We start from the raw sequence: 24239 nt of genomic DNA on the forward strand, positions 1-24239 counted from the left end.
TAAGCTGGGCAGCCATGTTCACCCCCCAGGGCCCCACCTTCCGTGAGCTCGCCGTCCAGGCGCTGTCGTCCGTCGAGCACGGCTACGACCTCCTGGCCCCCAAGTTCGACCACACGCCCTTCCGCACGCCGGGGGCGGTCCTCGATTCGGTGGCGGCCGTCCTCGACGGGCTCGGCCCCTTCGACCGGGGGCTCGACCTGTGCTGCGGCACCGGCGCGGGCCTCGACGTCCTGGCGGCCGTGTGCCGGAAGGGAGTCACCGGGATCGACATCAGCGCCGGAATGCTGGACGTCGCCGCCCGCGCGCACCCGGAGGCCACCTTGGTGCGGGCCGACGCACGGGCGCTGCCGCTGCGCGCCGCGTTCGATCTGGCCGTCAGCTTCGGCGCGTTCGGGCACTTCCTGCCCAGGGAGCGGCCGAACCTGTTCGCGCAGGTCCACGCAGCGCTGCGGCCGGGCGGCCGGTTCGCGTTCCCGGTGGTGGCGCCCGCCCGGCCGGGCAGCCCCTCTCACCTCGCCCTGCTGGGCTTCGACGCGGCGATGCGGGTGCGCAACGCGCTGTGGCGTCCCCCGTTCGTCATGTACTACCGGGGGTTCCGCCTCGGCGATGTCCGGCGCGACCTCGTGGCCGCCGGTTTCGCGGTGGAGCTGTACGCGCTGGAGGAGCTGGGCAGGCGCTCGGACCAGAGCCCCCGGGCCCGGCTGGTCGTGGCGACCAAGTAGCCGACCGGCACGGGGCCCCGCCCATCAGGACGGGGCCCCGGCCGTGCTCACTCGCTCCTCGTCGGGGCTGCCGCCCGCCGCCGTGGCGCGGAGGCGAGCCTCTCACCGCCAACTGGCCTCAGGAACAGGTCAGTTGGGGCGCCGCCCAGTCGGCATGGTCGTAGTCGACCCCGTCCCCGGCGTCCGTCACGACCAGCTTCAGTTCGTTGGCCCCGGTCAGGTCCGCCGCGATCGCCTTGGCGGCGTCCGCCCCGGTGACCTTGCCGCTGTCGGCGGCGAGCGTACCGTCGCGGTACACCTGGAAGACGACCGAGCCCCTGGCGCCCACCTCGTCGTCCACGCCCACGCTCGCGTTGAACGCGGTGCAGGTGCCGCCGAGGTAGTACGTCACCGCTGACGCCGCATGGACCCCGAGGCCCTTGGCGTAGGTGGTGCCGTTGATGGTCAGGGTGGTGCCGTCGCCCGCGGCCTGCTCGCCGTTGCTGCGGTCGCGCTCGACCGGCCCCCAGCCGTTGGCCGCCGACGTCCAGGACAGGTCGCTGACCGCGTGGGTGCCCGCCGACGGGCCCCGTCCGCACGCCAGTTGGGCGTTCGCCCAGTCGGCGTGGTCATAGGTGTTGCCGTCGCCGCCGTCGGTGACCACGAGCCGCAGCTTGGTGGCGCCGGTGAGGTCCGCCGTCAGATGCTTGGCCGGATCGCTCGCTGTGCGCAGCCCGCTGTCCGCGACCAGCGTGTCGTCACGGTAGATCCGGAAGACCACCGAACCGCCCGCCGTGGACTCGTCGTCCACCCCCACGTCGACCCCGAGCGAACGGCAGCCGCCGCCCAGGTAGTACGCGATGTCCGAGGGGGCGTGCGCGCCGAGGCCCTTGGCGTAGGTGGTGCCGTTGATGGTGAGGGTCCTGCCGTCACCGGCGGCCTGTTCGCCGTTGCTGTGGTCGCGCTCGACCGGGCCCCAGCCGTTCACGGCCGACAGCCACGGCAGGTCGCTGAGCTGGTTGAGGCCGCTCGGCGGCGGCACCGGGGTGCCCGGCGTCACCCGGTACATCACCGTGCCGTGCGCCGGTACCGACGCGCTGATCGTGCCGGTGGTGCTGCTCGTCGCCTTGGACCACAGGTCCTTGAGCGCGTAGGACGAGGCACCGCCGATGCCGAGCGCGTCGACGCTCGTGGAGATCGTCCGGGCCGAGGTGTTCTCGTTGGTGAGGGTGACCGAACGGCCGCCGTCCGCGAGGGGTTTGGACATCACGACCAGGCCGCCGGAGCTGGACACCACCGTGCCCTGCTTGCCGAGCGGGTCCTGGTCGACCGCGATGACGTCGGTGTTCTTGAGGATGGCGAGGGTGGCCGCGCTCGGGTTGCGCAGATCGCTGCCGATGAGCAGCGGCGCCGCCATCTGGGACCACAGGCTGAAGTGGGTGCGGTACTCGGTGTCCGTCATGCCGCCGTTGCCCACCTCCAGCATGTCCGGGTCGTTCCAGCCGCCGGGACCGGCGTACGGCGCGAGGGACTGGTTCTGGTGCGCGATGCCGATCATGCTCGACCAGTTGTCGCTGATGTCGCCCGTGGTGCGCCAGGAGTTGCCGATGCCGGGCGCCCAGTTCCAGGGCTGGTTGGAGCCCCACTCGCAGATGCTGTAGAGGATGGGCCGGCCGGTGGCCTTGAGGGCGTCACCCATCGCCTGGTAGCGCTGCTTGGCGTCGACGCCGGTGTTGTTGCAGTTGTCGTACTTGAGGTAGTCGACGCCCCAGGACGCCCACAGGTTCGCGTCCTGCCGCTCGTGGCCCAGGCCGCCGGGGAAACCCTGGGTGTCACAGGTCTTGGTGCCCGCGCTGGAGTAGAGCCCGAACTTGAGCCCCTTGGCGTGCACATAGTCCGCGACCGCCTTGATGCCGTGCGGGAAGCGCACCGGGTCGGGGACGAGGTTGCCGGAGGCGTCCCGGTCGGGCAGCGCCCAGCAGTCGTCGATGTTGACATAGGTGTAGCCGACGGCCTTGAGGCCCTGTGCGACGAAGGCGTCCGCGATGCCCTCGACCATCGACTCGTTGAACTCGGCACGGCAGTGCGTGGAGTTCCAGTTGTTGAACCCCATCTGCGGGGTGCGCGCCAGACCGTTGTCCACGGCCGCGGCGGGCGGCGCGGCCGCGACCTCCACGGCGACCGTCACGCCGCCCGCGACGAGAGCGAGCGTGCCCAGGGTGGCGATCAGGCGTTGTCTGAAACTGTGCAGTTCGGTAGTCAAGTGCGGCTCCAGTGAGGGTATTTGGCGCACAAACGAACGGCGTCGAACGAAAGCAACCACATCTCAGCGGTCAGTCACGTGCATGTCAAGAGAAGAGGAGGGGGAGTCGCGAAAGTGCCCCTCCGGGCCATGACGGGCTGGCGCGCGGGCCCCTCGGCGGGCGGTGGGGTCACGGGAAGGCGTCGCCTGCGGGAGCGGGGCCGCGAGAACGTGCGGCCACCCCGCGCGGCGAGGACGGGGTGAGCGCGTCGGCGAGTGGAACGGCCCGCACATCGCGGCAGCCCCACCGCGGCATGCGGTGGGGCTCCGTCGCGACCGATGGATGGACCAGGAGGACCGGGCGCACGGCCCGGTCCGGTGGGGGGTCGCTAGCAGTCGGGGACGCGGCCGTGCGCGTCGACGTAGGCGGCGCTCGCCCAGCCACCGGCCCGGTCCAGCCAGTACCACCAGCTGGTGCCGTCGACGCTCGACCCGTGGGTCTTGCACTCCAGGCGGTCCTGGGCGCCCGGCGCCAGACTCGTGACCACGTCGGCGCGCAGGTTCGGCTCGTCCCGGATGTTCAGCTCGATGCGTGAGGTGACGGTGCCCCACACGCTCCCGTCGTCATGGTGGGCCGGGGCCGCGGCGGCGGTGACCGCCATGGCGACGCTGCCCGCGGAAAGACCGCAGGCGAGCAGGCCCGCGGCCACGGCTCGACGTGTGCGTCCGGTGTGCATGAGCGACTCCCTTCGTCACTGCTGCCCCCTGGGGTCCGGCGGATCACGGCCGGGCCCCTCGACGCGTCCCTTCCATCACACACCCGGTCCACGCGGGATGCGACCCGGACGCCCACCGCCCACGGCTCGCGGCCCCGTGCCGCCCGGTGTCTCGCGGGCGGCACGGGGCCACGAGGGAGTGCTGTGCGCGGGTCAGGCCGATTCCCGCAGGCTCATGAGCGAGGCGACGAGCTGGTCCACCTCCTCCGGGGTGTTGTAGAGCGCGAAGGAGGCGCGGGCCGCCGACTCCAGTCCGTAGTGGGCCAGGGCGGGCTGCGCGCAGTGGTGGCCGGCCCGGATCGCGATGCCGTCGCGGTCCAGCCACGAGGCGATCTCCGCCGGGTCGTGGCCCGCCAGGGTGAACGTGAGCACCGCGATCCGGCCGGGCGCCGACCCCAGGATCTCCAGGCCCGGCACCATCCCCATCGCCTGCTGCGCGTACGCCGTGAGCCCGTCCTCGTACGCGGCCACGGCGGTGCGGTCGAAGGACGTGAACCAGTTCAGGGCGGCGAGCAGCCCGACCACGCCGCCGATGTGCCCGGTGCCGGCCTCCATGAGATGGGGCACCGGGGCGAAGGTGGTGCGCTCGAACGACACCGAGTCGATCATGTTGCCGCCGCCCTGCCAGGGCCGCAGGCCCGCCAGGACCTCCGGCTTGACGTAGAGCGCGCCGATGCCCGTGGGGGCGTACAGCTTGTGACCGGAGAACGCGTAGAAGTCCGCGTCCAGTTCGGTCACGTCGACGGGCATGTGGGCGACCGCCTGCGCGCCGTCGACCAGCACCTTCGCGCCGTACCGGTGGGCCAGCGCGGTCATCTCGCGCACCGGCGGCACGGTGCCCAGGACGTTCGAGGCCTGGCTGATGGCGACGAGCTGGGTGCGCGAGGAAAGCAGGTCGGCGTAGGCGTCCTGGTCGATGCGCCCGTCCGCGAGCAGCGGCACCGGGACGACGCGCGCCCGGGTCTCCTTCGCGATCAACTGCCAGGGGACGATGTCCGAATGGTGCTCGAGGACCGGGACGAGGATGTCGTCGCCGGGGCCGAGGTTCGCCCGCCCCCAGCTCTGAGCGACCAGGTTGACGGCCTCGGTCGTGCCCCGGACGAACACGATGGAGTCGGGCGAGGGAGCGCCCAGGAAGTCCGCGACCGCGGCCCGGCCCGCCTCGTACATCTCGGTGGCCTCGCGGGCCATGGTGTGCGCGCCCCGGTGGATGTTGGAGTTCGCCGCACCGTAGTAACCGGCCAGCGCCTCGATGACCTGGCGCGGCTTCTGCGTGGTGGCCGCGTTGTCGAGCCAGACCAGCGGATGCCCGTTGACCGTGCGGTGCAGGATCGGGAAGTCCTTGCGCGCCTCCTCGGGCGAGAACGTGCCCGGCCGGCGGCCGGCGACGGTGCGCTCCGTGACCTCAGGAATAGTCATGGTAGTTGGACACCTCGACGTTCTGGAGCACCGCGATCGCGTCCTCCACCAGGACGGCCGTGTTGAAGTACGCGGTCATCAGGTACGAGGTGATGCCCTTCTGGTCGACGCCCATGTTCCGCATGGACAGGCCCGGTTCGATCTCGTCGGGCACCGCGGCCGGACGCAGCCCGACCACGCCCTGCTCGGCCTCGCCCGTGCGCATGAGCAGGATCTCCGTGGTGCCCACGCTGCCGCCGCCGGAGAACCTGACCTTGTCGGAGGGCAGCAGCGGCACCCCGCGCCAGGTGAGCATCGGGCTGCCGAACCGGTTGTCGGTCACCGGCGGCACGCCCCGCCGGGTGCATTCGCGGCCGAACGCGGCTATCGCCCTCGGGTGCGCGACGAAGAACCCCGGCTGCTTCCACACCTTCGCGAGGAGCTCGTCGAGGTCGTCGGGGGTCGGCGAGCCGGTGCGGGACTGCACGCGCTGGCCCGCGGAGACGTTGTTGAGCAGGCCGAACTCGGGGTGGTTGAGCAGCGCCGCCTCCTGCCGCTCGCGCAGGGCCTGCACCGTCAGGTTTGACTGGGCCCGGGTCTGGTCGATCGGGCCGTTGTACAGGTCCGCCACCCGGGTGTGCACCCGCAGCACGGTCTGGGCGAGCGTCATGTGGTACTCGCGCGGCGCGTCCTCGTAGTCGACGTAGGTGCCGGGCAGGTCGACCTCGCCGACGTGCCCGGAACTGAGGTCGATGGGCACCTCGGAGCCCGGCTTGACGGTGTCGCCCGTGGCGTACATGTCCATGGCGGTGCGCAACTGCTCGCTCCGGTCGGCGAGTTGGGTGAGCGCGGACCGCTCGGCGCACAGGGCCGTGCCGGGCGTGAGCGCCTTGACCCGGTAGGGCATCGCCTCGCCGCGGGTCCACGCGTCGAGGTCGAAGAACTGGCCGTCGCCCGCCACTTCGAGCAGGGCGTCCTCGCCGTAGCGGCCGGTGACCCGCTTCTCCGCGCGGCCCTGCACCAGGATCCACAGCCGGTCGGCCGGGTCGCCCTCCTGGACCAGGACCTGGCCCGCGTCGAACGTCACCGGGGTGAAGGCGCCCGCGAGTTCGCCGAGCAGCGCGTCCTCGGCGTCGCGTAAGTAGGGCAGCTCACGCAGGTCGCCCGGCATGACGCGCGGGGTGCCGTCCTCGTCGTACGTGCTGATCCGGTCGTCGCCCAGGACGAAGGAGCGGCGGCGGTTGACCCGGTAGACACCGGCCTCGACGTCCACCCAGGGCAGGGCGCGCAGCAGATAGCGCGGGGTGATGCCGCGCATCTGCGGAACGGTCTTGGTCGCGGTGGCGAGTTGCCGTGCCGCGTCCGGGCCGAGACTCATCCGCTGGTTATTCACAGGAGCGTTCACCGGTACCTCCTCGACGGGGTTGGACGAGGACCGATGGTGTTCCTGGAATTCGGGCACCACAAGAGGCATGTGCCAGGGGCAGGCCGGAAATGGCGCCGCGAGGGCCGCCAAAAACCGCTCCGGCGCAGGTCGGGGCCGGTGTGGCGCACCGCATAAGAGACGCGATTCAAACTCGTCGCACCGACTATTAGATCCTGAAAGCCCGACTTATGGGAATGCTGATTTCCGGTCGAATTCCTGGATCTGCGGCGCGAATTCACCGGGAAATGATCAGCGGGCCGCCCGCCGTGCCACCGATGTGCGCCAGCCCGCCTTTTCGGCGGGCGCCTCCTGCTCGGCCGCTTCGGCGCGGTGACCGCCGCGCGCGAAGAACCCGGCCAGCGGCAGGGTGGCCGCACCCACGGTGACGGCGTCCGGGCCCAGCCTGCCGAGTTCGATCGTGACGCGTTCCGCGGGGTGGCGCAGGGCGTAGGCGGTGGCGTGGCGGCGTACGGACTTAAGGAGGTGCGGGCCCAGCCGCAGCCCCGCCCAGCCGCCGATGACGATGCGCTCGGGGTTGTAGAGGTTGATCAGGTCGGACAGGCCGGCGCCCAGGTACTCGGCGGTCTCCGCGAGCACCTCCAGGGCCGCGGCGCTCGCGGCGACGCCCTCGTCCCGGGGGTACGCGGCGGCGAGCAGCGCGGTCAGGGCCTCCTCCTCGGAGGTCTGGGCGGGCAGCTCGGCGCCCGCCTCGCGCCAGCGCCCGACGAGTGCCTCGGCGCCCGCGTACGCCTCCAGGCAGCCGAGCGCTCCACACCGGCAGCGCCGACCGCGCACGTGCACGGTGGTGTGGCCCCACTCGGTGGCGCTGCTGTGCGCGCCCCCGTGGATCGCGCCGCGCGAGACGACGCAGGCGCCGACGCCGGAGCCGATCAGGACGATCACCGCGTCCCGGGCGCCGCGGCCGCCACCGAACCACATCTCGGCCTGACCCAGCGTCTTGGCGCCGTTGTCGATGAAGTACCGCGTGCCGGGCGGGAGTCGGAGGGCGTCCCGCAGCAGCGACTCAAGCGGCACCGCGTCCCAGCCGATGGTCTGCCCGTGCACCACGGCCCCCTCGGGGGAGCTCCGGTCGACGATGCCCGGCACGCCGACCCCCACGCCGAGCAGCCGCCGCGGATCGAGGCCGCTCTCGCGCAGTACGGCGGCCACCCCCTCGCGGATGTGGCGGACGACGTGCCCGACGTCGAACCCTCCCGCCTCCAACGAAAGCTCGGCGCGGGCGAGTTCGCGCAACACGAGATCGAAGAGCTCGACCCTGACGCGGGTCTCGCCGACGTCCACGCCGATGAGGTGTCCGCTGTCGGGAGCGATCCGCAGCAGGGTGCGCGGCCTTCCGCCGTCGGAGCCGACCACCCCGGCGTCCTCCAGGAGGCCGTCGGCGAGCAGTTCGGTGACGACGTTGCTGATGGAGCCCGAACTCAACCCCGTGGCCGGGCCGAGCGCCTGCCGGCTCGTCGGGCCGTCGAAGTACAGCCGTCGCAGCACCGCGCCGCGGTTGTCGCGGCGCAGGTCGCGGACGGTCCTGGCGTTCGGTGTGGCCATGCGGCTCCCTCCCCCTCCCTGCGTGCAACATACCGATGCGGGAGGGGTGGCCGCGTGCCTGTTCCGCCGCTCGACTCACGGCTTGAACCAAGGCGCTACGACCGGGAGGGGGCGTGCTGTCGATCGCAGGGCCACGGGCGTCGGTGCGCGACACCGTCGACGGGTCCAACCTGGCTGCGGCTAAGGCGAGTTGTGGCCCTGCGGTGAGCCGTCGCGCAGGTGGTCGGCGAGGCGTTCGAGGAAGGCCTGCTGGCCGTGGACCAGCAGGGGCGCGGCGGCGTCGGGGGTGAGCCAGGCGAAGCGGTCCATCTCGGGGAACTCGCGCAGGGTCCCCGATCCGCGCGGCCACTCCATGGTGAACGTGCCCGGCACCGCGTCCGCCGGGTCCAGGTCGGCCTCGACCGCCCACACCGTCACGGTCTTGCCGCCCCGCTGCACGATCTCTCCCAGCGGCACGAGCGGGCCCTTGGGTGGCGCCAGGCCCAGCTCCTCCTCGAACTCGCGCCGGGCCGCCGCCTCCGGCATCTCCTCGGGGCCGTACTCACCTTTGGGAACCGACCAGGCGCCGGCGTCCCGGCCCGTGAAGAACGGGCCGCCCATGTGCCCGACGAGCACCTCGAAGCCGTCCCCCGCCCTGCGGTACAGCAGGAGCCCAGCGCTGCGTTTTCCGGCCATGACGCCAGTCTGCTGGCCCACCGCGCCCGGCGCCATGGGGCGCGTGCGGCGGCCATCCGGAGCGGGAGCGGAGTGCGCCCGCCCCTGGCCGCGAGCGCTCAGGAGCCGGACTGCTCGGAGCGCTTGGCCGAGACGGCGAGCGTGAAGGAGTGCCCGGCCGGGTCGGCGTAGACGCGTTCGTCGCGCGGCCCGTTGTTGTCCTTGGTGTCCACGGGGGTCGCGCCCAGCGTGATGGCCTCGCGCTCGGCGGCGTCCATGTCGCCGTACGCCACGACGATCCGCAGGTGCGCCTGCAGGGAGTCGTCGGGCCGGGGCCAGCTGGGCGGGGCGTAGCCGTGGTCGCGGCGGATCGCGAGGTGGGTGCCCTGCGCGCCGACTATCTCGACGAAGTCCGGATCGCAGGCGGTCTCGATCTCGCCGCCGAGCAACTGGGCGTAGAACTGGGCGAGTTCGACGGGCTCGGCGCAGTCCAGGACGAGGATGCTGGTCTTCTGAACACTCATGCCGCGACGAGTGCCCGCGTGCCGCCCCCGCTAACGCCCGGACTCACGCACCGTGTCCAGGTAGTCGCGGATCGCGTCCCGGTTCCTGCTGAGGCACTGGATCTTGGCGTCCATCTGGGCCCAGTGCCGCTCCAGGTTCTCGATCAGAGCGGCGCTCGCACCGCTCACATGGATCGAGTCCGGGCCGTCCAGACACGGCAGGATCTCCTTGATGATGCGGGTGGGCACCCCCGCGTCGAGCAGGCCACGGATCTGCGTGACGCGCTCCACCAGGTGTTCGTCGTAGTCGCGGTATCCATTGGCCGCCCGGTCCGGGGCGAGCAGGGCCTGGGCCTCGTAGTAGCGCAGCAGCCGGGTCGGTACGCCGGTGCGGGCGGACAGCTCTCCGATGCGCACGGTGGCACCTCCTGGACGGGACCTTTTCCGGTCGGGCTTCCCTTGACACTAGTGTCAAGGTTCGACGATGGCCTCATGATCACACGGAGACCGTCCGCCCCGGCGGCGACCCTGGCCGTCCTCTCGGTCGCGCAGTTTCTCATCGCCCTCGACTACTCGATCATCTACATCGCGCTGCCGAGCATCGCGGACGACCTGGGGCTCGCGCCCTCGCTCGCGCAGTGGGTGGTGAGCGCGTACGCGGTGCTGTTCGCGGGCTTCCTCGTCGTCGGCGGCCGGCTCGCGGACCGGGTCGGCGCCAAGCGGCTGTTCGTGGTGGCGGTCGTCGCGTTCGGGGCGGCCAGTGCCGTGGGCGGCGCCGCCCAGGACGGGACGGTGCTGCTCGCCGCGCGCGGGGCGCAGGGACTGGGCGCCGCCCTGCTCCAGCCCGCCGTGCTCGGCCTGATCGGCACGACGTTCCCGGCCGGTCCCCGGCGCGGCAGGGCGCTCGCGGTGTGGGGATCGGTGGGGGCCTCCGGGCTCGCCGCGGGCGCCATCCTCGGCGGACTCCTCACCTCCGCCTCGTGGCGGCTCACGTTCGTCATCAACGTGCCGCTCACCCTCCTGTGCGCGCTCGGCGCAGCCCTGTGGGTGCGCGGGCCCCGGGACACCGCACCGGCGGGACCGGCCCCGGTCCTGGCCTCCCTGCTCGGCACCGGCACCGTGCTCACCCTCGTCCTCGGCCTCACCCTTGGCTCCGGTGAAGGCTGGAGCGCGGCGCCCACCCTGGTCTGCCTCGGCCTCGCCGTGGTGTTCCTGACCGCCTTCCTGCGCGGCGAGGCGACCTCGCGCACCGTCCTGATCGAACCCGTCCTGCGCGGCACCCGCTCGCTGCGCACCGGGGCCGCCGCGACCGCGCTGTACATGGCGAGCGTGGGCTCGGAGTTCTACCTCCTGACCCTGCTCCTCCAGTCCCTCAAGGGCTATACGCCGCTGGCGGCCGGGCTCGCCTTCCTGCCGCTCGCCGTGATGGTGACGGCGGGCAGCGCGGCCGCGGGCCGGGCCGTGCGCCGCGTCGGGCCACGGGCCGTGCTGGTCGCCGGTTTCGCGCTGGCGGCCGCCGGACTGCTCTGGCTCTCGCTCGCCCTGACCGGCGACTCGTACGCCGCGGACCTGCTGCCCGGCCTGCTCCTGAGCGGATTCGGCCACGGCGCCGTCTACACGTCGATGTTCATCATCGGCACCCATGACGTGCCTGCCGCCCACCAGGCCACCGCGGGCGCCCTGTTGACCACGTCCCAGTACCTGTCCGGCGCGGTCACCGTCGCCGTTCTGACGCTCACCCTGGGGCCCTCACCCGACCACGCGAGCTTCCGGCTCGCCTTCCTGCTCACCACGGCCGCGGCCGCCGCGGGCGCGGGACTCGTCGCCGCCCGCCGCGAACGGCCCGCGGCCGACGATCCCGCGCGGCGGGTCCTGGTGGGCTGAGGTCGCCCCCTCTCGCTCACTCCGCCAACTCCCGTGCGTCCAGCGGACGTCGCCACGCGACGAGGCGGTGCACGGCCGCCAGCTCGTGCTCCAGGGGCGAGGGCGGCACGGCGAGCACCGGGCAGGCGGCGTGGGCCAGGCAGTAGCGGGCCACCGAGGGGCGCAGCGCGCGGCGCAGCCTGCCGCGGGGGCCGGTGCCGAGGACCAGCAGGTCCTCGGCCGCCCGCGCCGCCTCCACCAGGACGGCACCCGGGGTGCCGCGCACGACCGTCGCTTCCAGCGGCACGGACGGCCCGGCCGGTCCGAAGGCGGTGTCCAGGGCCGTCAGGAGCCGCTCGGCCGCCGTCGCGCGGCACTGCGCGAGCAGGTCCGGGTCGAGGGAGCCTCGGTGGCCGAGCTCGCCGCCGGGCGGCGCCCAGGCGAGGACCGCCACCAGCGTGCCCCCGCCGTGCGCGGCCTCCCGCGCCGCGCGGTGCAACGCCGTCAGGCTCCCGAGGGATCCGCTGACCCCGGCCACCACACGCCGCCCGCCGATCCTGTCCATGACTCCCTCCACGGCTCCCGCTCCTCGCTCCGGTCCGTCTTCGCCTTCCCGACGAGCCAAACCCGTACACCCCTCGCGGCGCCGCGCGTTGGCGGCTTCCTGACGGTCGCGCGGGGGATCCTGACGGGCCCATGACGCCGTGCCACGGCGTCGCGTCAGCGTCCCGTCAGCACCGGCCGCCCCGCCGTCAGCATCGCGTCAGGGCGCCGGACGGCCGCGGCCGCCGGGCGTAGCGTCGCCGTCGTGCCCCGGCCCGCCTCCCCGTGCCGGGGCCGTCCCACCCCGAGCGAGGATCCTCCAGGAGGAATCCCATGGCACAACCCGTCCGCGACGACGACCCGGACCCCTGCGAACACCCCCCGGCCGGACCGCTGTTCGTGCCCGTCCGGCCGGGAGCCGCGGGGTGCGCGGCCCGGATGTTCCGCACTCCGCTCGGCGACCGCACCGCCGTCGCGTTCACCACCCGGGGCCGCCTCGCGGCCACGCTCGGCCCGGACCAGGCCTGGATCAGGCTGGCCGAGCCCGCGCTGCGGGCGCTCACCGAACCGCTCGGCGTCACCGCCGTCACGGTGGACCCCCAGTTCTGTGCGCCCGCCGTCACCCGCGCCGCCGCCCGGCCCTGGAGGGTGCGCGACGTCGGAGTGACCGGAGCCGCGGCCGTCGCCGACGCGCTCGCCCTGTGGATCGGCTGAGAAGGAGTACGGAGCCATGACCACCCTGAATCTGCCGACCGGCCTGACGCCCGCCGACGACCTGTCCGTGTGGCCCGCCTCCACCGCCCGGCTCGGCCACGGCGGCCTCGCCGTGGGCGCCGTCCCGCTCGGCGAGATCGCCGAACGCTTCGGCACGCCGGTCTACGTCCTCGACGAGGGCGAGGTGCGCGAGCGCTGCCGCACCTACCGCAGCGCCTTTCCCGAGGCCGAAGTGCTCTACGCCGCCAAGGCGTTCCTGTGTCGCGCCCTGGCCCACTGGGTCGACGAGGAGGGCCTCGGGCTCGACGTCTGCTCGGCGGGCGAGCTCGAACTCGCCGTCACCGCCGGATTCCCGGCCGAACGGATCGTGCTGCACGGCAACGCCAAGTCGCCGCACGACATCGAGGCCGCGCTGCGCCTCGGGGTCGGGCGCATCGTCATCGACAGCCCCTCCGAGATCGCCCGGCTCGCCGCGGCCGTCGGGCCGCACGGCCACCAGAAGGTGATGGTCCGGGTGGTGCCGGGGATCAGCGCGGGCGGCCACGACAAGATCCGTACCGGCACCGACGACCAGAAGTTCGGTCTGTCCCTCACCGACGGCCACGCCCAGCACGCCATCGCCCGCATCCTCGACCAACCGCAGCTCGAACTGACCGGCCTGCACTGTCACCTGGGCTCGCAGATCACCACCGTCAAGCCCTACCTTTCGGCCGTGCGCCGCATGGTCGGCCTGATGGCGCGCGTCCGCGACACCCACGGCGTGGTGCTGCCCGAGCTCGACATGGGCGGCGGCCACGGCGTCGCCTACCGTCCCGGCGAGGACGCGCTCGACATCACGGCGCTGGCCCGCCGGATGCGCGCCGAACTCATCGAGAGCTGCGCGGCGGCCGGGCTCGTGGTGCCCCGGCTGCTCGTCGAACCGGGGCGCGCCGTGGTGGGCCCGGCGGGCGTCGCCCTCTACCGGGTGCTCGCCGTCAAACGGACCGGCGACCAGCTCTTCGTCGCCGTCGACGGCGGCATGAGCGACAACCCGCGCCCCGCGCTGTACGGCGTGCGGTACGCGCCCCGCCTCATCGGACGGGCCTCGACCGCCGGGTCCTGCCGGGCGACCGTGGTCGGGCGGCACTGCGAGGCGGGCGACGTCCTGGCCGCCGCGGTGGACCTGCCCGGCGACATCCACCCCGGCGACCTGCTCGCCGTGCCGGTGGCGGGCGCCTACCAGCTGTCCATGGCGTCGGGCTACAACCTGGTGGGCCGCCCGCCGGTGGTCGCGGTCGCCGCCGGGCACGCGCGGCTGCTGGTGCGCCGCGAGTCCCTCGACGACTTCCGCAGCCGCGACGTGGGGCTGTGAGCGGGCCTCACTGCGGGCGCCGGCCCACCCGGGAGGCGGGGCGCCGCCCGAGGAGTTCGGCAAGTCCCCGCCGGGTCGCGGCCAGCACGACCCGGTCCTCGGGCCGCAGGACGTAGCCGGGGGGAAGCCGCCACACCAGGTCCCCCGGTGCGCCCCCGCCCCGGCGGCGGGCGGCGCCCAGGTCGGGGACGCGGTCGGCCGGCGAGGAGGTGTCGAGCGCGAGGACCCGCCAGGCGCCCTCGCGGAACGCCTCCTCGACGGTGCGGCCCTCCAGCTGCGGATGGCCCGCCACGTCGATGGCCGCGAACAGCAGCACCTTGCGCTCCACCGGTATGGCGCCCAGGATCTGACGGCCCATCATCGCCCCGGCGAAGGCGGGCGCCGCCAGGTGCGAGACGCTGCGGCTGCGGGTGAGCGCCTGCGGGTGGGCGGCGCGCAGGGTGCGGTAGACCGCGGTCGCGAAGTCGTCGTCGTACAGCCGCATCACCACCCGCAGGTCGGGCTTCACCGAGCGGGCGTACAGGGCCGCTTCGAGGTTGGTGGTGTCCGAACTGGTCAGCGCGAGCAGGGCGTGCGCCCGGTGGATCCGGGCCGACTCCAGCAGGCCCTCCTGGGTGACGTCGCCGATGACGGTGGGCACCCGCAGGCGCCGGGCCAGCGCTATGCCGCGGGCCTCCGGGTCGGCCTCCACGCACACGACGGGGATGTCGAGCTCGCGCAGCCGCACCAGCACCCGGGCCCCGATCTTGCCCATGCCGAGCAGCACCACGTGGCCGGAGAGCCCGCGGGAGGGGCGGGGCAGCGCGGAGGCGCTGCGGAAGGTGCCGAGGCCTTCCAGGACGGCGGCGATCAGGACGGGCAGGAGCAGCAACCCGGTGAGCCCGGACAGCAGTTGAAGGATCTGGCGGCCCACCGGCTGGTCGATGGCCGGGTCGTCGATGGCGAAGATGTCGAGCAGGGTCAGATAGGCGGCGTGCAACGGGTCGTCGCCGGTGGTCAGCCAGGTCGCGATGGCGAGGGCGAACACCGAGGCGACGATCCCGGCGAGCGACCAGCGCAGCCGCCGCGAGAACAGCCGGCCCAGCGGGGCGCCGAGATCGGTGATGCGGCCCGGCTGCCGCGGGGGGCCGGTGTAGGTCACGGTCTCCAGGACGACCCGGCCGCGCCGGTCGGCCTCGTCCATCGACCGCTCGTCCGGCAGCAGCCGGGGCCCTTCCGAGCCGCTGCGGTCCGAACCCTCCGCGCCCGCCGGGTCGTTGGTGGTCGACGACAGGAGGGCCAGCGTGCACAGCCCGGGGTCGGCGACCTCGCCCGGGCGCGGCGGCGGACGCTGCCCCGCGCGCAGCAGCACCCCGTCGGCGTGCACGACCTTGCTGGTGCCCGCGATGGCGGTCGCGGCCAGCGCGGGCGCCGCGGTGTCCGCGTCGGACAGGACGGTGGTGGACGCCTCGGACGCGGGCGCGGCGGGGTCCGGCGCCGCGAGTGCGGCGGCCTGGTCGAGCAACTCCTGGAGGTACTGGCCGAGTTTGCGGTTGTAGAGGCGGATGACGAGCCGGACGCGCGGATTGAGGCGCCGGGCGATCAGCGCCGCCCGGATGTTCGTCTCGTCGTCCCGGTGCACCAGCGCGAGGGCCGCGGCCTGCTCCACCCCGGCCTCCACCAGTGCGACGTCGCTGGGCTCCACGGCCTCGACGAGCCGGGCCTCGCCCGCCCCTCCCTCCCCGGAGAGGGGGGTGCGCAGCATCACGGACGACATGCGGCCGAACAGTGCCGAGGCCCTGGCCCGGCCGCTCGCGGGGAGCCGGTCCGAGCGGGTCTGGTGCTCCGGCGGTACGACGAGCACCACGCGCTCCCCGTACACGTCGCGCAGTTCACCGGCGAGCCGGTGCGCGAGGGCACCGTCCCCGCTGACGATCATGTGTCCGACGGGAGGCCCGGCCCACTGCTGGGACGGGAGCGGCTGTTGAGGAAGTGAAGGCACATCCCAGACCATGCCTCATGGTGCGGCGCCCCGTCGACGGGCCTGGGGTCCGGCGGGCTCCGCGCAGCTCAATTGCCGCTGTCGGCCAGGCTGTTGTAGCGCAGGAGGTACTCGGCGAACCGGTCGAGGTCCTCCGGGGCCCAGTCGGCGAGCCGGTCGTGGAAGGCCTGGCGGCGCAGCTCGGCCGCCTCGGCGAGCTTCGCGGTGCCCGCTGGGGTGAGCCGGAGCACCTGGATGCGGTGGTCGTCTGGGTCGCTGACGCGCTCCACGAAGCCGAGCTTCTCCAGACCGGCGATCTGGCGGCTGATCGTCGATTTGTCGAGCATGTAGTAGGCGGCGAGATCGGTCGCCCGGCAGCCCTGCTGGTCCTCCAGGTGGGAGAGCAGGGTGAACGAGACGAGCGAGAGCTCCGGGTGCATCCGGGCGGCGGCGGCCCGGGCGCGCCGGGCGAACGCGGTCAGCTCACGCTGGATGGTGACGACCGACTGGTCTCGGCTGAGCACGACTGATCCCCTTCCTCTCGGTCTCTCCTGGTGATCAGTTGTAGAATACAACGTAGCCGAGGATGCGCGGAACGCCACGCCGGGGCGTGCCCGCGTCTCAGCCCTTCGGCGGCTCTTCGCCCAGGGTGTCGAGCGCCTCGCTCAGCCAGCCGATCCAGAACGTCTCCAGCTCGATGCCGCCCCGCAGGACCAGATGGCGCAGCCGGTCCTGCTCGCTGTCCCGCTCCGGCGGGAAGTCCTTCGACTCGATCCCGTGGTACGTCTCCAACTGGGCGCGATGCAGGGCGAGATGACGCTCCAGCTCGGCCCGCAGCCCGCCCGTGCCGATCACCGCCGCCGCCCGCATCCGCAGCAGCAGGGGGTCCCGCATGGGCTTGGGGTCCTGGCCCGCCGCCGCCCACGCGGCGAGCTCGGCGCGGCCCGCGGGCAGCACCTCGTACTCCTTCTTCTGGCCGCGGGCGGGGGCGGCCGTGGGCAGCGCCCGGATGAACCCGGACTGCTCAAGACGCCCCAGCTCGCGGTAGATCTGCTGGTGCGTGGCCGACCAGAAGTAGCCGATCGACTTGTCGAAGCGGCGGGTCAGTTCGAGCCCCGAGGAGGGCTTTTCGAGCAGGGCGGTCAGGATCGCGTGCGGGAGGGACATGAGCGCATCCTAGGTTCGCCCGGCCGGCTCAGACCGTCGCGGCCAGCCGGGTGCCCTGGTCGATGGCGCGCTTGGCGTCCAGTTCGGCGGCCACGTCCGCGCCGCCGATGAGGTGCACGGTGGCCCCGGCCGCGGCCAGCTCCTCGTACAGGCCGCGCCGCGACTCCTGCCCCGCGCACAGCACCACCGTGTCGACGGGCAGCACCGAGGACTCGCCGTCCACGGTGATGTGCAGGCCCTCGTCGTCGATCCGGTCGTAGCGCACGCCCGGGACCATGGTCACGCCGCGGTGCTTGAGCTCGGTGCGGTGGATCCAGCCGGTCGTCTTGCCGAGCCCGGCGCCCACCTTCGACGTCTTGCGCTGGAGCAGGTGCACCTGGCGCGGCGGCTTGGGCCGCTCCGCCCTGCGCAGCCCGCCGCGCTCGCCGTAGGCGGTGTCGACGCCCCACTGCCGGAAGTACGTCTCGGGGTCCAGGCTCGCCGCGTCGCCGCCGTCGGTGAGAAACTCCGCGATGTCGAAGCCGATGCCGCCCGCGCCGACGATCGCGACCCGCTCGCCGACCGGCGCGCCGTCCCGCAGCACGTCGAGGTAGGTCAGCACGCTCGGGTGGTCCGAGCCCGGGATCTCGGGGGTGCGCGGGGTGACACCGGTCGCGATGACGATCTCGTCGTACGAGCCGTCGCCCAGGTCGCCCGCGCTCACCGCGGTGTTCAGCCTGACGTCCACGCCGTGCAGTTCGAGCTGCGTACGGAAGTAGCGCAGCGTCTCGTCGAACTCCTCCTTGCCCGGCACCCGCTTGGCGATGTTGAGCTGGCCACCGATCCGGTCGGCGGCGTCGAAGAGGGTGACCGCGTGCCCGCGCCCGGCCGCCGAGACGGCGAAGGCGAGCCCGGCGGGGCCCGCGCCGACCACGGCGAGGCGCTTGCGCAGCTTGGTGGGGGACAGGACCAGCTCGGTCTCGTGGCAGGCGCGCGGGTTGACCAGGCAGGAGGTGATCCTGCCGCTGAAGGTGTGGTCCAGGCAGGCCTGGTTGCAGCCGATGCAGGTGTTGATGGTCTCGGCGCGGCCCGCGCCCGCCTTGGCGACGAACTCGGGGTCGGCGAGGAAGGGGCGCGCCATCGACACCATGTCCGCCCGCCCCTCGGCGAGCAACTGCTCGGCCACTTCAGGGGTGTTGATGCGGTTGCTGGTGATCAGCGGGATCGACACCGACCCCATGAGCTTCTTCGTCACCCAGGTGTACGCGCCGCGGGGCACCGAGGTCGCGATCGTCGGGATGCGCGCCTCGTGCCAGCCGATGCCGGTGTTGATGAGCGTCGCCCCGGCCGCCTCGATGGCCTGCGCGAGGGTGGTGACCTCGGCCAGCGTCGAGCCGCCCGGGACCAGGTCCAGCATGGAGAGCCGGTAGATGATGATGAAGTCGGTGCCGAGCCGCTCGCGCGTGCGGCGCACGATCTCGACCGGGAAGCGCATCCGGTTCTCGTAGGAGCCGCCCCAGCGGTCGGTGCGCCGGTTGGTGGCGCCCGCGACGAACTCGTTGATGAGGTAGCCCTCGGAGCCCATGATCTCGACGCCGTCGTAACCCGCCGACTTCGCGAGCTCGGCCGCCCGCACGAAGTCCTCGACGGTCTGCTCGACCTGCTCGTCGCTCAGCTCATTCGGTACGAACGGGCTGATCGGCGCCTGGAGCGGGCTCGGCGCGACCAGGTCCTCGTGGTAGGCGTACCGGCCGAAGTGCAGGATCTGCATCGCGATCCGGCCGCCCTCGCGGTGCACCGCGTCGGTGACCGTGCGGTGCTGGGCGGCCTCCGCCTCGGTGGTGAGCTTGGCGCCGCCGGGGTAGGGACGGCCCGCGTCGTTGGGCGCGATGCCGCCGGTGACCATGAGGCCGACGCCGCCGCGGGCCCGCTCGGCGTAGAACGCGGCCATCCGCTCGAAGCCGTTCTCGGCCTCTTCCAGCCCGATGTGCATCGAGCCCATCAGCACCCGGTTGGGCAGCGTGGTGAACCCGAGGTCGAGGGGGCTCAGCAGATGGGGGTACGCGGTCATGGGAGCGCCTCCGGGTGGGGTGTCGTCGCCTCCAGTTGTAGACCAGCGGACCCCGCTTATGCAACAAGTTGCATAACGCTGAGGGGGCGTGATCCCGCTCTCACACCCAGGGCGGCGGACCCTCGGGGGCGAGCTGGTGGACGTCGAAGAGCACGGCGGCCTCCACCCCGATGGCCGGGCCCGCCGCCCGCGCGAGCCAGGTCAGGAAGGGCCGCGGGGCGAAGACGTCCGCGTCGGCGCCGAGTCCCTTGGTGTACTCGGCGTGCGCCGCCAGGGACGCGATGCCGCGCTCCAGCGGGGTGCCGGTCACCTCGACCCCGTGCGTGGGCCGCTCGGCCCCGGCGAACGCCACGAACCGCACCCCGGTCCACGGCTCGAGCCCCTCCTCGGTCAGCTCGGGGAAGATCCAGCGGTTCCCGGCGTCGCGCGCCGCGTCCAGCGCCGCGAGCCCGACCGCGCGGTGGTCGGCCTGATTGACGAGCCCGCCGGTCATCCGCACCGTGTAGGCCCCCGACACGATCACCTCCGGCCGGAACCGGCGGACGGCCCGCGCGATGTCGCGCCGCAGGGCGAGCCCGTACTCGACGACCCCGTCGCGATGCCCGAGGAACTCCACGTCCGTGACCCCGACCTCGCGCGCCCCGGCCCGCTCCTCGGCCTCGCGCAGCGGCGCCGCCCGGTCCGGCGGCACGCCGTCGATCCCCGCCTCCCCGCGCGTCGCCAGCAGATAGGCCACCTGCTTGCCCTGCGCGGTCCAGCGGGCGACCGCCGACGCCGTGCCGTACTCGATGTCGTCCGGGTGCGCCACCACCGCCAGAGCCCGTCCCCAGTCCTCCGGCAGCGGGGAGAGCGAGGGCCCGCCGCTCCCACCGACATCGTTGAAGGCACTCATGCCCTCATGATGGCTCCGCCCGGGCGGGCGCGACAGCCGGACGAGAAGGCCGCGACCCCCCGGCCACAACCCTCGGGAACCGTGGTGCCGCCGGGCAGTGGGAGGATGCCGGGACGTAGAGAGAGGGGCGGGGCGCGTGGGGCGGATCGAGCGGGATGTGGTCGCGCGGGGAACGGCGCTGGACGCGGCGGCGCGTTCGGTGACCGACGACCACAGCAGGGCCGTCGAGGCGGTGCGCGCGGCCCTCAAGCCGATCCATGACGCGGAGGTCGAGCGGGAACTCCAGGCCATTCCCGTGGCCAGGCTGCACGAGGTCACCGAGGGGCGGCTGCGCCTGGGGAGCGTCGAGAAGAGCGGGCTGGCGACGGTGGGTGAGGTGCTGCGGGCGGGGCCCTACCGGCTGCGGCAGATCCCCGGGGTCGGCCAGCACACCGTCACCCAGATCCTCGCCGCCGCCGGACGCCTGTCCGAGGCCGCGCACGACACCGTCGCCGTCCACATCGACGTGGACCGGCCCGAGCCCGCCACCACCGCCCTCGTCCAGGCGCTGCACGTCCTGGTCGAGGCCGGTCCGGACGCCCGCCGCGCGGTCGACGCAGCGACCGGGCTGTCCACACGGCTCGGCCCGCTGCTCTTTGACGCCCGGCCCGCCGCCGGACGGCTGCGGATGCTCCTGGCCGGCCAGGACAAGAGGGCCCGCGCGCTGGCGGCCGTCGCCGAGATCCGGTCGCTGGCGGACGAGGCCGAGCAGGCGGGCGTGCCCGGGCTGCTCGCGCAGGCCTCGGTGGACCTGCTGCGCGGGCCTGCGCGCGACGTCGCCGCCTGGGTCGACTTCGAGCTCCGCTCCGCCGAGTACTACAGCCTGCTCGCCGAGATCTCCGGCCGGGTCCCCGACGCGGCCGCGGCCGAGGGCTTCCTGCCCGACGAGATCGCCGAACGGGTCCGCGCCCAGCACCTCGACGACACGCACCGCAAGGTCTCCCTGCGCGGCTACCAGGCGTTCGGGGCTCGGTTCGCGCTCGCCCAGCGCAAGGTGGTCCTCGGCGACGAGATGGGCCTGGGCAAGACCATCCAGGCGATATCCGTGCTGGCGCACCTGGCCGCCGAGGGCCAGAGCCACTTCATGGTCGTGTGTCCCGCGAGCGTCCTGGTGAACTGGACGCGGGAGATCGAGGCCCGCAGCGCCCTGCGCGCCACCCTGCTGCACGGCCCCGACCGGCACGAGGCGTTCGCCGACTGGAAGGGCCGGGGCGGGGTGGGGGTGACCACCTTCGACGCGCTGCGCGGCTTCCCGGCGCCGGGCGGCGGGGAGGTGGGGATCCTCGTGGTGGACGAAGCGCACTTCGTGAAGAACCCGCGCGCCAAGCGGTCACAGGCGGTCGCGCTCTGGGCGGAGCGCTGCGAGCGTGCCCTCTTCATGACCGGCACCCCGATGGAGAACCGGGTCGCCGAGTTCGGCAACCTGGTGGCGATGCTGGACCGTGGGCTCGCCGACTCCCTGGCGGAGCGGGACGCCCTGGCCGGCTCGGTCGCCTTCCGCAGGGCCGTCGCCCCGGTCTATCTGCGGCGCAACCAGGAAGACGTCCTGACGGAACTCCCCAGCCTCCAACAGACCGACGAATGGGAGCAGTTGAGCGCATCCGACGAAGAGGCCTACCGCGAGGCCGTGCGGGCCGGCAACTTCATGGCGATGCGCCGGGCCGCCTACCTGGCTCCCGCCGGGTCGGCCAAGCTCGGACGGCTCCTGGAGATCGTCCACGAGGCGGGCGAGAACGGGCAGAAGACGGTCGTCTTCTCCAACTTCAAGGACGTGCTCGCGGTGGCGGGCGACGCGCTCGCCGCCCTGCCGGCCGAGCGCATCCCGCTGTTCGGCCCGCTCACGGGCGCCGTTCCGGCCGGGCGGCGGCAGCAGCTCGTCGACGACTTCGCGGCCGTGTCCGGTCCCGCCGTGCTGCTCGCCCAGATCCAGGCGGCGGGCGTCGGCCTCAACATGCAGGCGGCGTCCGTCGTCGTGATCTGCGAGCCCCAGATCAAGCCGACCATCGAGCACCAGGCGGTCGCCCGGGCCCACCGCATGGGCCAGGTCAGGCCGGTGCGGGTGCACCGGCTGCTCGCCACCGGCGGCGTGGACGAGCGCATGGTGCGGATGCTGGAGAACAAGACGCGCCTGTTCGACGCGTATGCCCGGCGCAGCGCGGTCGCGGAGGCCACCCCGGACGCGGTCGACGTCTCGGACACCGAGATCGCCCGCCGCATCGTCGAGGAGGAGCAGGAACGCCTCGGAGTGCCGAGGACGGTCCCGCCCGCCCCTCCCCTCGCGCGGTAGCCCGCCGCTCACACCTTCCGGTAGCCGTACGCCTCCGACGCCGCCGCCTCCACCGCGTCCAGGTCCGCGCCCGCCGACGCGCTGACGACCGCCGCCACCGCGCCCTCCACGAACGGGGCGTCCAACAGCCGTGTGCCCGGCGGGAGTTCGTCGCCTTCGGCCAGCAGGGCCTTGACGGTGAGGACGGCGCTGCCCAGGTCCACCAGGACGGCCACGCCCGCGCCCCGGTCCACCGATTCGGCCGCCCGCACGATGCGTTCCTCGCTGGTGCCCAGGCCCCCGCCGGGCAGCCCGCCCGCCGGTGCGACGGGGGCGGTGGCGCCACCGCCCGCAAGACCCTCGGCCAGCTCGGCGACGGCGGCCGCGACCGCCGCGCTGTGCGAGACGAGCACCACCCCGACCAGCGGCCCCGCGCCGCTCACGCGGCCGCCTCCGCAAGCGCCCCGATCAGCAGCGCCGACGACGTCGCCCCCGGATCCTGGTGGCCCTCGGACCGCTCGCCGAGATAGCTGGCCCGCCCCTTGCGGGCGCGCAGCGGCACGGTCGCGAGCGCCCCGGCCCCGGCCGCCTCGGCCGCCGCCCCGAAGGACTCGCCGAGCGCCTCGACCGCGGGCAGCAGCGCGTCCAGCATCGTCTTGTCCCCGGCCGCCGCCCCGCCCAGCTGGGCCACGGCCGCGACCCCGGCGCCCAGCGCCTCGGCCAGCTGCTCCCGGCTGACCTCGTCCGCGTCTCCGAGCGCCTTGCCCGTACGCCGCAGCAGCGTCCCGTACAGCGGCCCCGAAGCGCCCCCGACCGTGGAGATCAACTGCCGCCCGGCGAGGGCGAGTACGGCCCCCGGGGTGTCCGGGGCCTCCTCGTCCAGGACGGCGGTCACGGCGGTGAAGCCGCGCTGCAGATTGGCTCCGTGGTCGGCGTCGCCGATCGCGGAATCGAGATCGGTCAGCCGAGCCGCCTCCCGGTCCACCGCGGCGGCGGTGGCGGACATCCAGCGACACATGAACGCGGCGTCGAGCACGAGCTCTCCCTCAGGCATCGGTTCAGCGACCCCACCGCAGCGCGGGCGTGTCGACCGGGGCGTCCCACAACCGCAGCAGCTCCTCGTCGACCTGACACAGCGTCACCGAACAGCCCGCCATGTCCAGCGAGGTCACATAGTTCCCCACGAGCGTACGGGCCACCGGAACACCCCGCTCGGCGAGCACCCGGTGCACCTCGGCGTTGAATCCGTACAGTTCGAGCAGGGGAGTGGCCCCCATCCCGTTGACCAGGAGCAGGACGGGGCTGGTGGGCCGCAGGTCCTCCAGGACCACGTGCACTGCGTAGTCGGCGATCTCCCGGGCGGTCATCATGGCCCGCCGTTCGCGGCCCGGTTCGCCATGGATGCCCACCCCCAACTCCAGCTCGCCCGCAGGAAGTTCGAAGGTCGGGCTGCCCTTGGCGGGCGTCGCGCAGGCCGTCAGGGCCACCCCGAAGCTGCGCGAGGCCTCGTTCACCTGGCGGGCGATCGCCTCCACCCGCTCCAGCGGCGCGCCCTCCGCTGCGGCCGCGCCCGCGATCTTCTCGACGAACAGCGTCGCGCCGGTGCCGCGCCGCCCCGCGGTGTAGAGGCTGTCGGTCACCGCGACGTCGTCGTCGACCAGGACCTTGGCGATCCGCACGCCCTCGTCCTCGGCGAGCTCCGCCGCCATGTCGAAGTTGAGCACGTCCCCGGTGTAGTTCTTGACGACGAACAGCACTCCGGCGCCGCCGTCCACGGCCGCCGCCGCCCGCACCATCTGGTCCGGCACCGGCGAGGTGAACACCTCACCGGGGCAGGCCGCCGACAGCATCCCGGGCCCGACGAACCCCGCGTGCAACGGCTCGTGCCCCGAGCCACCGCCCGATACGAGGCCCACCGTCCCGGCCACCGGAGCGTCACGCCGGACGACCACCCGGTTGTCGACGTCGACCGTGAGCGAGGGATGCGCGGCGGCGATGCCGCGCAGCGCGTCCGCTACGACGGTCTCGGGCACGTTGATGAGCATGTTCACCATGACCTCCAGGGCGAGGCGTGCGGAGTGTGACGGCCCCAGTATCACGCGACGCCCCGTGGCCCGGGCGGTCGGCGTGC

General features: G+C 73.5%; 22 protein-coding genes. 5 read left to right on the forward strand and 17 right to left on the reverse strand.

Features of this window, described 5'->3' with window-relative positions; translation table 11 throughout:
• Window positions 1–14: 14 nt before the first annotated feature.
• Entirely contained in the window at window positions 15–722 is a 708-nt protein-coding gene (locus tag AC07F3_RS19525) for a class I SAM-dependent methyltransferase (RefSeq protein ID WP_479115659.1), read from the forward strand.
• Between the two features lie 118 nt (window positions 723–840).
• Here the strand turns inward: AC07F3_RS19525 and AC07F3_RS19530 are convergent, their stop codons facing one another.
• The 8 genes from AC07F3_RS19530 to AC07F3_RS19565 all read right to left on the reverse strand — a co-directional run bounded on the left by AC07F3_RS19530 (window position 841) and on the right by AC07F3_RS19565 (window position 9680).
• Window positions 841–2964: an NPCBM/NEW2 domain-containing protein gene (locus AC07F3_RS19530; RefSeq protein WP_479115661.1), complete on the reverse strand. Its 2124-nt coding sequence runs from the start codon at window positions 2962–2964 to the stop codon at window positions 841–843.
• Window positions 2965–3332: 368 nt separating this feature from the next.
• Complete coding sequence (locus AC07F3_RS19535) at window positions 3333–3680, reverse strand: SH3 domain-containing protein (protein ID WP_479115663.1); 348 nt, start codon at window positions 3678–3680, stop codon at window positions 3333–3335.
• 192 nt (window positions 3681–3872) lie between these two features.
• Complete coding sequence (locus AC07F3_RS19540; RefSeq protein ID WP_479115665.1) at window positions 3873–5138, reverse strand: SufS family cysteine desulfurase; 1266 nt, start codon at window positions 5136–5138, stop codon at window positions 3873–3875.
• Window positions 5125–6495 carry a family 2B encapsulin nanocompartment shell protein gene (locus AC07F3_RS19545; protein WP_479115862.1) on the reverse strand — a complete coding sequence of 457 codons (1371 nt, stop codon included), beginning with the start codon at window positions 6493–6495 and terminating at the stop codon, window positions 5125–5127. The genes AC07F3_RS19540 and AC07F3_RS19545 overlap by 14 nt, the downstream gene beginning before the upstream one ends.
• A gap of 297 nt (window positions 6496–6792) precedes the next feature.
• Window positions 6793–8106 carry an ROK family protein gene (locus tag AC07F3_RS19550; RefSeq protein ID WP_479115667.1) on the reverse strand — a complete coding sequence of 438 codons (1314 nt, stop codon included), beginning with the start codon at window positions 8104–8106 and terminating at the stop codon, window positions 6793–6795.
• A gap of 180 nt (window positions 8107–8286) precedes the next feature.
• Window positions 8287–8781, reverse strand: coding sequence for an NUDIX hydrolase (locus AC07F3_RS19555; RefSeq protein ID WP_479115669.1), 495 nt, complete (start codon window positions 8779–8781; stop codon window positions 8287–8289).
• A gap of 98 nt (window positions 8782–8879) precedes the next feature.
• Window positions 8880–9284 (reverse strand): VOC family protein, encoded by a 405-nt coding sequence (locus AC07F3_RS19560; protein ID WP_479115671.1) that lies wholly within the window; start codon window positions 9282–9284, stop codon window positions 8880–8882.
• A 30-nt stretch (window positions 9285–9314) separates the two neighbouring features.
• Entirely contained in the window at window positions 9315–9680 is a 366-nt protein-coding gene (locus AC07F3_RS19565) for a MerR family transcriptional regulator (RefSeq protein WP_479115673.1), read from the reverse strand.
• A gap of 75 nt (window positions 9681–9755) precedes the next feature.
• Here AC07F3_RS19565 and AC07F3_RS19570 point away from each other — a divergent pair, with 75 nt between their 5' ends.
• A complete protein-coding gene (locus AC07F3_RS19570) occupies window positions 9756–11147 on the forward strand; it encodes an MFS transporter (protein ID WP_479115675.1) in 1392 nt (463 codons plus the stop codon).
• A 16-nt stretch (window positions 11148–11163) separates the two neighbouring features.
• On the opposite strand, the gene AC07F3_RS19575 is transcribed toward AC07F3_RS19570, so the two are convergent.
• Window positions 11164–11691: a universal stress protein gene (locus tag AC07F3_RS19575; protein WP_479115677.1), complete on the reverse strand. Its 528-nt coding sequence runs from the start codon at window positions 11689–11691 to the stop codon at window positions 11164–11166.
• Window positions 11692–12002: 311 nt separating this feature from the next.
• Here AC07F3_RS19575 and AC07F3_RS19580 point away from each other — a divergent pair, with 311 nt between their 5' ends.
• Together AC07F3_RS19580 and lysA are read left to right on the forward strand one after the other, a co-directional pair.
• The gene (locus AC07F3_RS19580) at window positions 12003–12383 is read left to right on the forward strand and encodes an SAV_915 family protein (RefSeq protein WP_479115679.1); all 381 of its coding nucleotides are present in this window, start codon (window positions 12003–12005) and stop codon (window positions 12381–12383) included.
• A gap of 16 nt (window positions 12384–12399) precedes the next feature.
• Complete coding sequence (gene lysA / locus AC07F3_RS19585) at window positions 12400–13734, forward strand: diaminopimelate decarboxylase (protein ID WP_479115681.1); 1335 nt, start codon at window positions 12400–12402, stop codon at window positions 13732–13734.
• 7 nt (window positions 13735–13741) lie between these two features.
• Here the strand turns inward: lysA and AC07F3_RS19590 are convergent, their stop codons facing one another.
• The 5 genes from AC07F3_RS19590 to AC07F3_RS19610 all read right to left on the reverse strand — a co-directional run bounded on the left by AC07F3_RS19590 (window position 13742) and on the right by AC07F3_RS19610 (window position 19803).
• Window positions 13742–15727, reverse strand: coding sequence for a potassium channel family protein (locus AC07F3_RS19590; protein ID WP_479115683.1), 1986 nt, complete (start codon window positions 15725–15727; stop codon window positions 13742–13744).
• 56 nt (window positions 15728–15783) lie between these two features.
• The gene (locus AC07F3_RS19595; RefSeq protein WP_479115685.1) at window positions 15784–16218 is read right to left on the reverse strand and encodes a MarR family winged helix-turn-helix transcriptional regulator; all 435 of its coding nucleotides are present in this window, start codon (window positions 16216–16218) and stop codon (window positions 15784–15786) included.
• Between the two features lie 97 nt (window positions 16219–16315).
• Complete coding sequence (locus AC07F3_RS19600; RefSeq protein WP_479115687.1) at window positions 16316–16861, reverse strand: PadR family transcriptional regulator; 546 nt, start codon at window positions 16859–16861, stop codon at window positions 16316–16318.
• 28 nt (window positions 16862–16889) lie between these two features.
• Window positions 16890–18911, reverse strand: coding sequence for an NADPH-dependent 2,4-dienoyl-CoA reductase (locus AC07F3_RS19605; protein ID WP_479115689.1), 2022 nt, complete (start codon window positions 18909–18911; stop codon window positions 16890–16892).
• A gap of 100 nt (window positions 18912–19011) precedes the next feature.
• Window positions 19012–19803: a PIG-L deacetylase family protein gene (locus tag AC07F3_RS19610; protein WP_479115691.1), complete on the reverse strand. Its 792-nt coding sequence runs from the start codon at window positions 19801–19803 to the stop codon at window positions 19012–19014.
• Between the two features lie 136 nt (window positions 19804–19939).
• Here AC07F3_RS19610 and AC07F3_RS19615 point away from each other — a divergent pair, with 136 nt between their 5' ends.
• Entirely contained in the window at window positions 19940–22129 is a 2190-nt protein-coding gene (locus AC07F3_RS19615; protein WP_479115693.1) for a DEAD/DEAH box helicase, read from the forward strand.
• 8 nt (window positions 22130–22137) lie between these two features.
• Here AC07F3_RS19615 and AC07F3_RS19620 read toward each other — a convergent pair whose 3' ends face one another.
• Genes AC07F3_RS19620 through dhaK form a run of 3 tightly spaced genes read right to left on the reverse strand, consistent with a single transcriptional unit; the run spans window position 22138 to window position 24159 of the window.
• Window positions 22138–22551: a PTS-dependent dihydroxyacetone kinase phosphotransferase subunit DhaM gene (locus tag AC07F3_RS19620; RefSeq protein WP_479115695.1), complete on the reverse strand. Its 414-nt coding sequence runs from the start codon at window positions 22549–22551 to the stop codon at window positions 22138–22140.
• The gene (dhaL, locus tag AC07F3_RS19625; RefSeq protein ID WP_479115863.1) at window positions 22548–23144 is read right to left on the reverse strand and encodes a dihydroxyacetone kinase subunit DhaL; all 597 of its coding nucleotides are present in this window, start codon (window positions 23142–23144) and stop codon (window positions 22548–22550) included. Before dhaL ends, AC07F3_RS19620 begins: the two co-directional genes overlap by 4 nt.
• Before the next feature lie 22 nt (window positions 23145–23166).
• Window positions 23167–24159 (reverse strand): dihydroxyacetone kinase subunit DhaK, encoded by a 993-nt coding sequence (gene dhaK, locus AC07F3_RS19630; RefSeq protein ID WP_479115864.1) that lies wholly within the window; start codon window positions 24157–24159, stop codon window positions 23167–23169.
• Between the last annotated feature and the right edge of the window lie 80 nt (window positions 24160–24239).

It is taken from the genome of Streptomyces sp. NPDC045846 (genome assembly GCF_056431605.1).

Coding starts and splice junctions, on each gene's coding strand:
- AC07F3_RS19535 (WP_479115663.1), bottom strand. CDS start 3,680: ATGCACACCGGACGCACACGTCGAGCCGTGGCCGCGGGCCTGCTCGCC.
- AC07F3_RS19545 (WP_479115862.1), bottom strand. CDS start 6,495: ATGAGTCTCGGCCCGGACGCGGCACGGCAACTCGCCACCGCGACCAAG.
- AC07F3_RS19550 (WP_479115667.1), bottom strand. CDS start 8,106: ATGGCCACACCGAACGCCAGGACCGTCCGCGACCTGCGCCGCGACAAC.
- AC07F3_RS19540 (WP_479115665.1), bottom strand. CDS start 5,138: ATGACTATTCCTGAGGTCACGGAGCGCACCGTCGCCGGCCGCCGGCCG.
- AC07F3_RS19570 (WP_479115675.1), top strand. CDS start 9,756: ATGATCACACGGAGACCGTCCGCCCCGGCGGCGACCCTGGCCGTCCTC.
- AC07F3_RS19560 (WP_479115671.1), bottom strand. CDS start 9,284: ATGAGTGTTCAGAAGACCAGCATCCTCGTCCTGGACTGCGCCGAGCCC.
- AC07F3_RS19555 (WP_479115669.1), bottom strand. CDS start 8,781: ATGGCCGGAAAACGCAGCGCTGGGCTCCTGCTGTACCGCAGGGCGGGG.
- lysA (WP_479115681.1), top strand. CDS start 12,400: ATGACCACCCTGAATCTGCCGACCGGCCTGACGCCCGCCGACGACCTG.
- AC07F3_RS19525 (WP_479115659.1), top strand. CDS start 15: ATGTTCACCCCCCAGGGCCCCACCTTCCGTGAGCTCGCCGTCCAGGCG.
- AC07F3_RS19580 (WP_479115679.1), top strand. CDS start 12,003: ATGGCACAACCCGTCCGCGACGACGACCCGGACCCCTGCGAACACCCC.
- AC07F3_RS19590 (WP_479115683.1), bottom strand. CDS start 15,727: ATGGTCTGGGATGTGCCTTCACTTCCTCAACAGCCGCTCCCGTCCCAG.
- AC07F3_RS19610 (WP_479115691.1), bottom strand. CDS start 19,803: ATGAGTGCCTTCAACGATGTCGGTGGGAGCGGCGGGCCCTCGCTCTCC.
- AC07F3_RS19575 (WP_479115677.1), bottom strand. CDS start 11,691: ATGGACAGGATCGGCGGGCGGCGTGTGGTGGCCGGGGTCAGCGGATCC.
- AC07F3_RS19600 (WP_479115687.1), bottom strand. CDS start 16,861: ATGTCCCTCCCGCACGCGATCCTGACCGCCCTGCTCGAAAAGCCCTCC.
- AC07F3_RS19605 (WP_479115689.1), bottom strand. CDS start 18,911: ATGACCGCGTACCCCCATCTGCTGAGCCCCCTCGACCTCGGGTTCACC.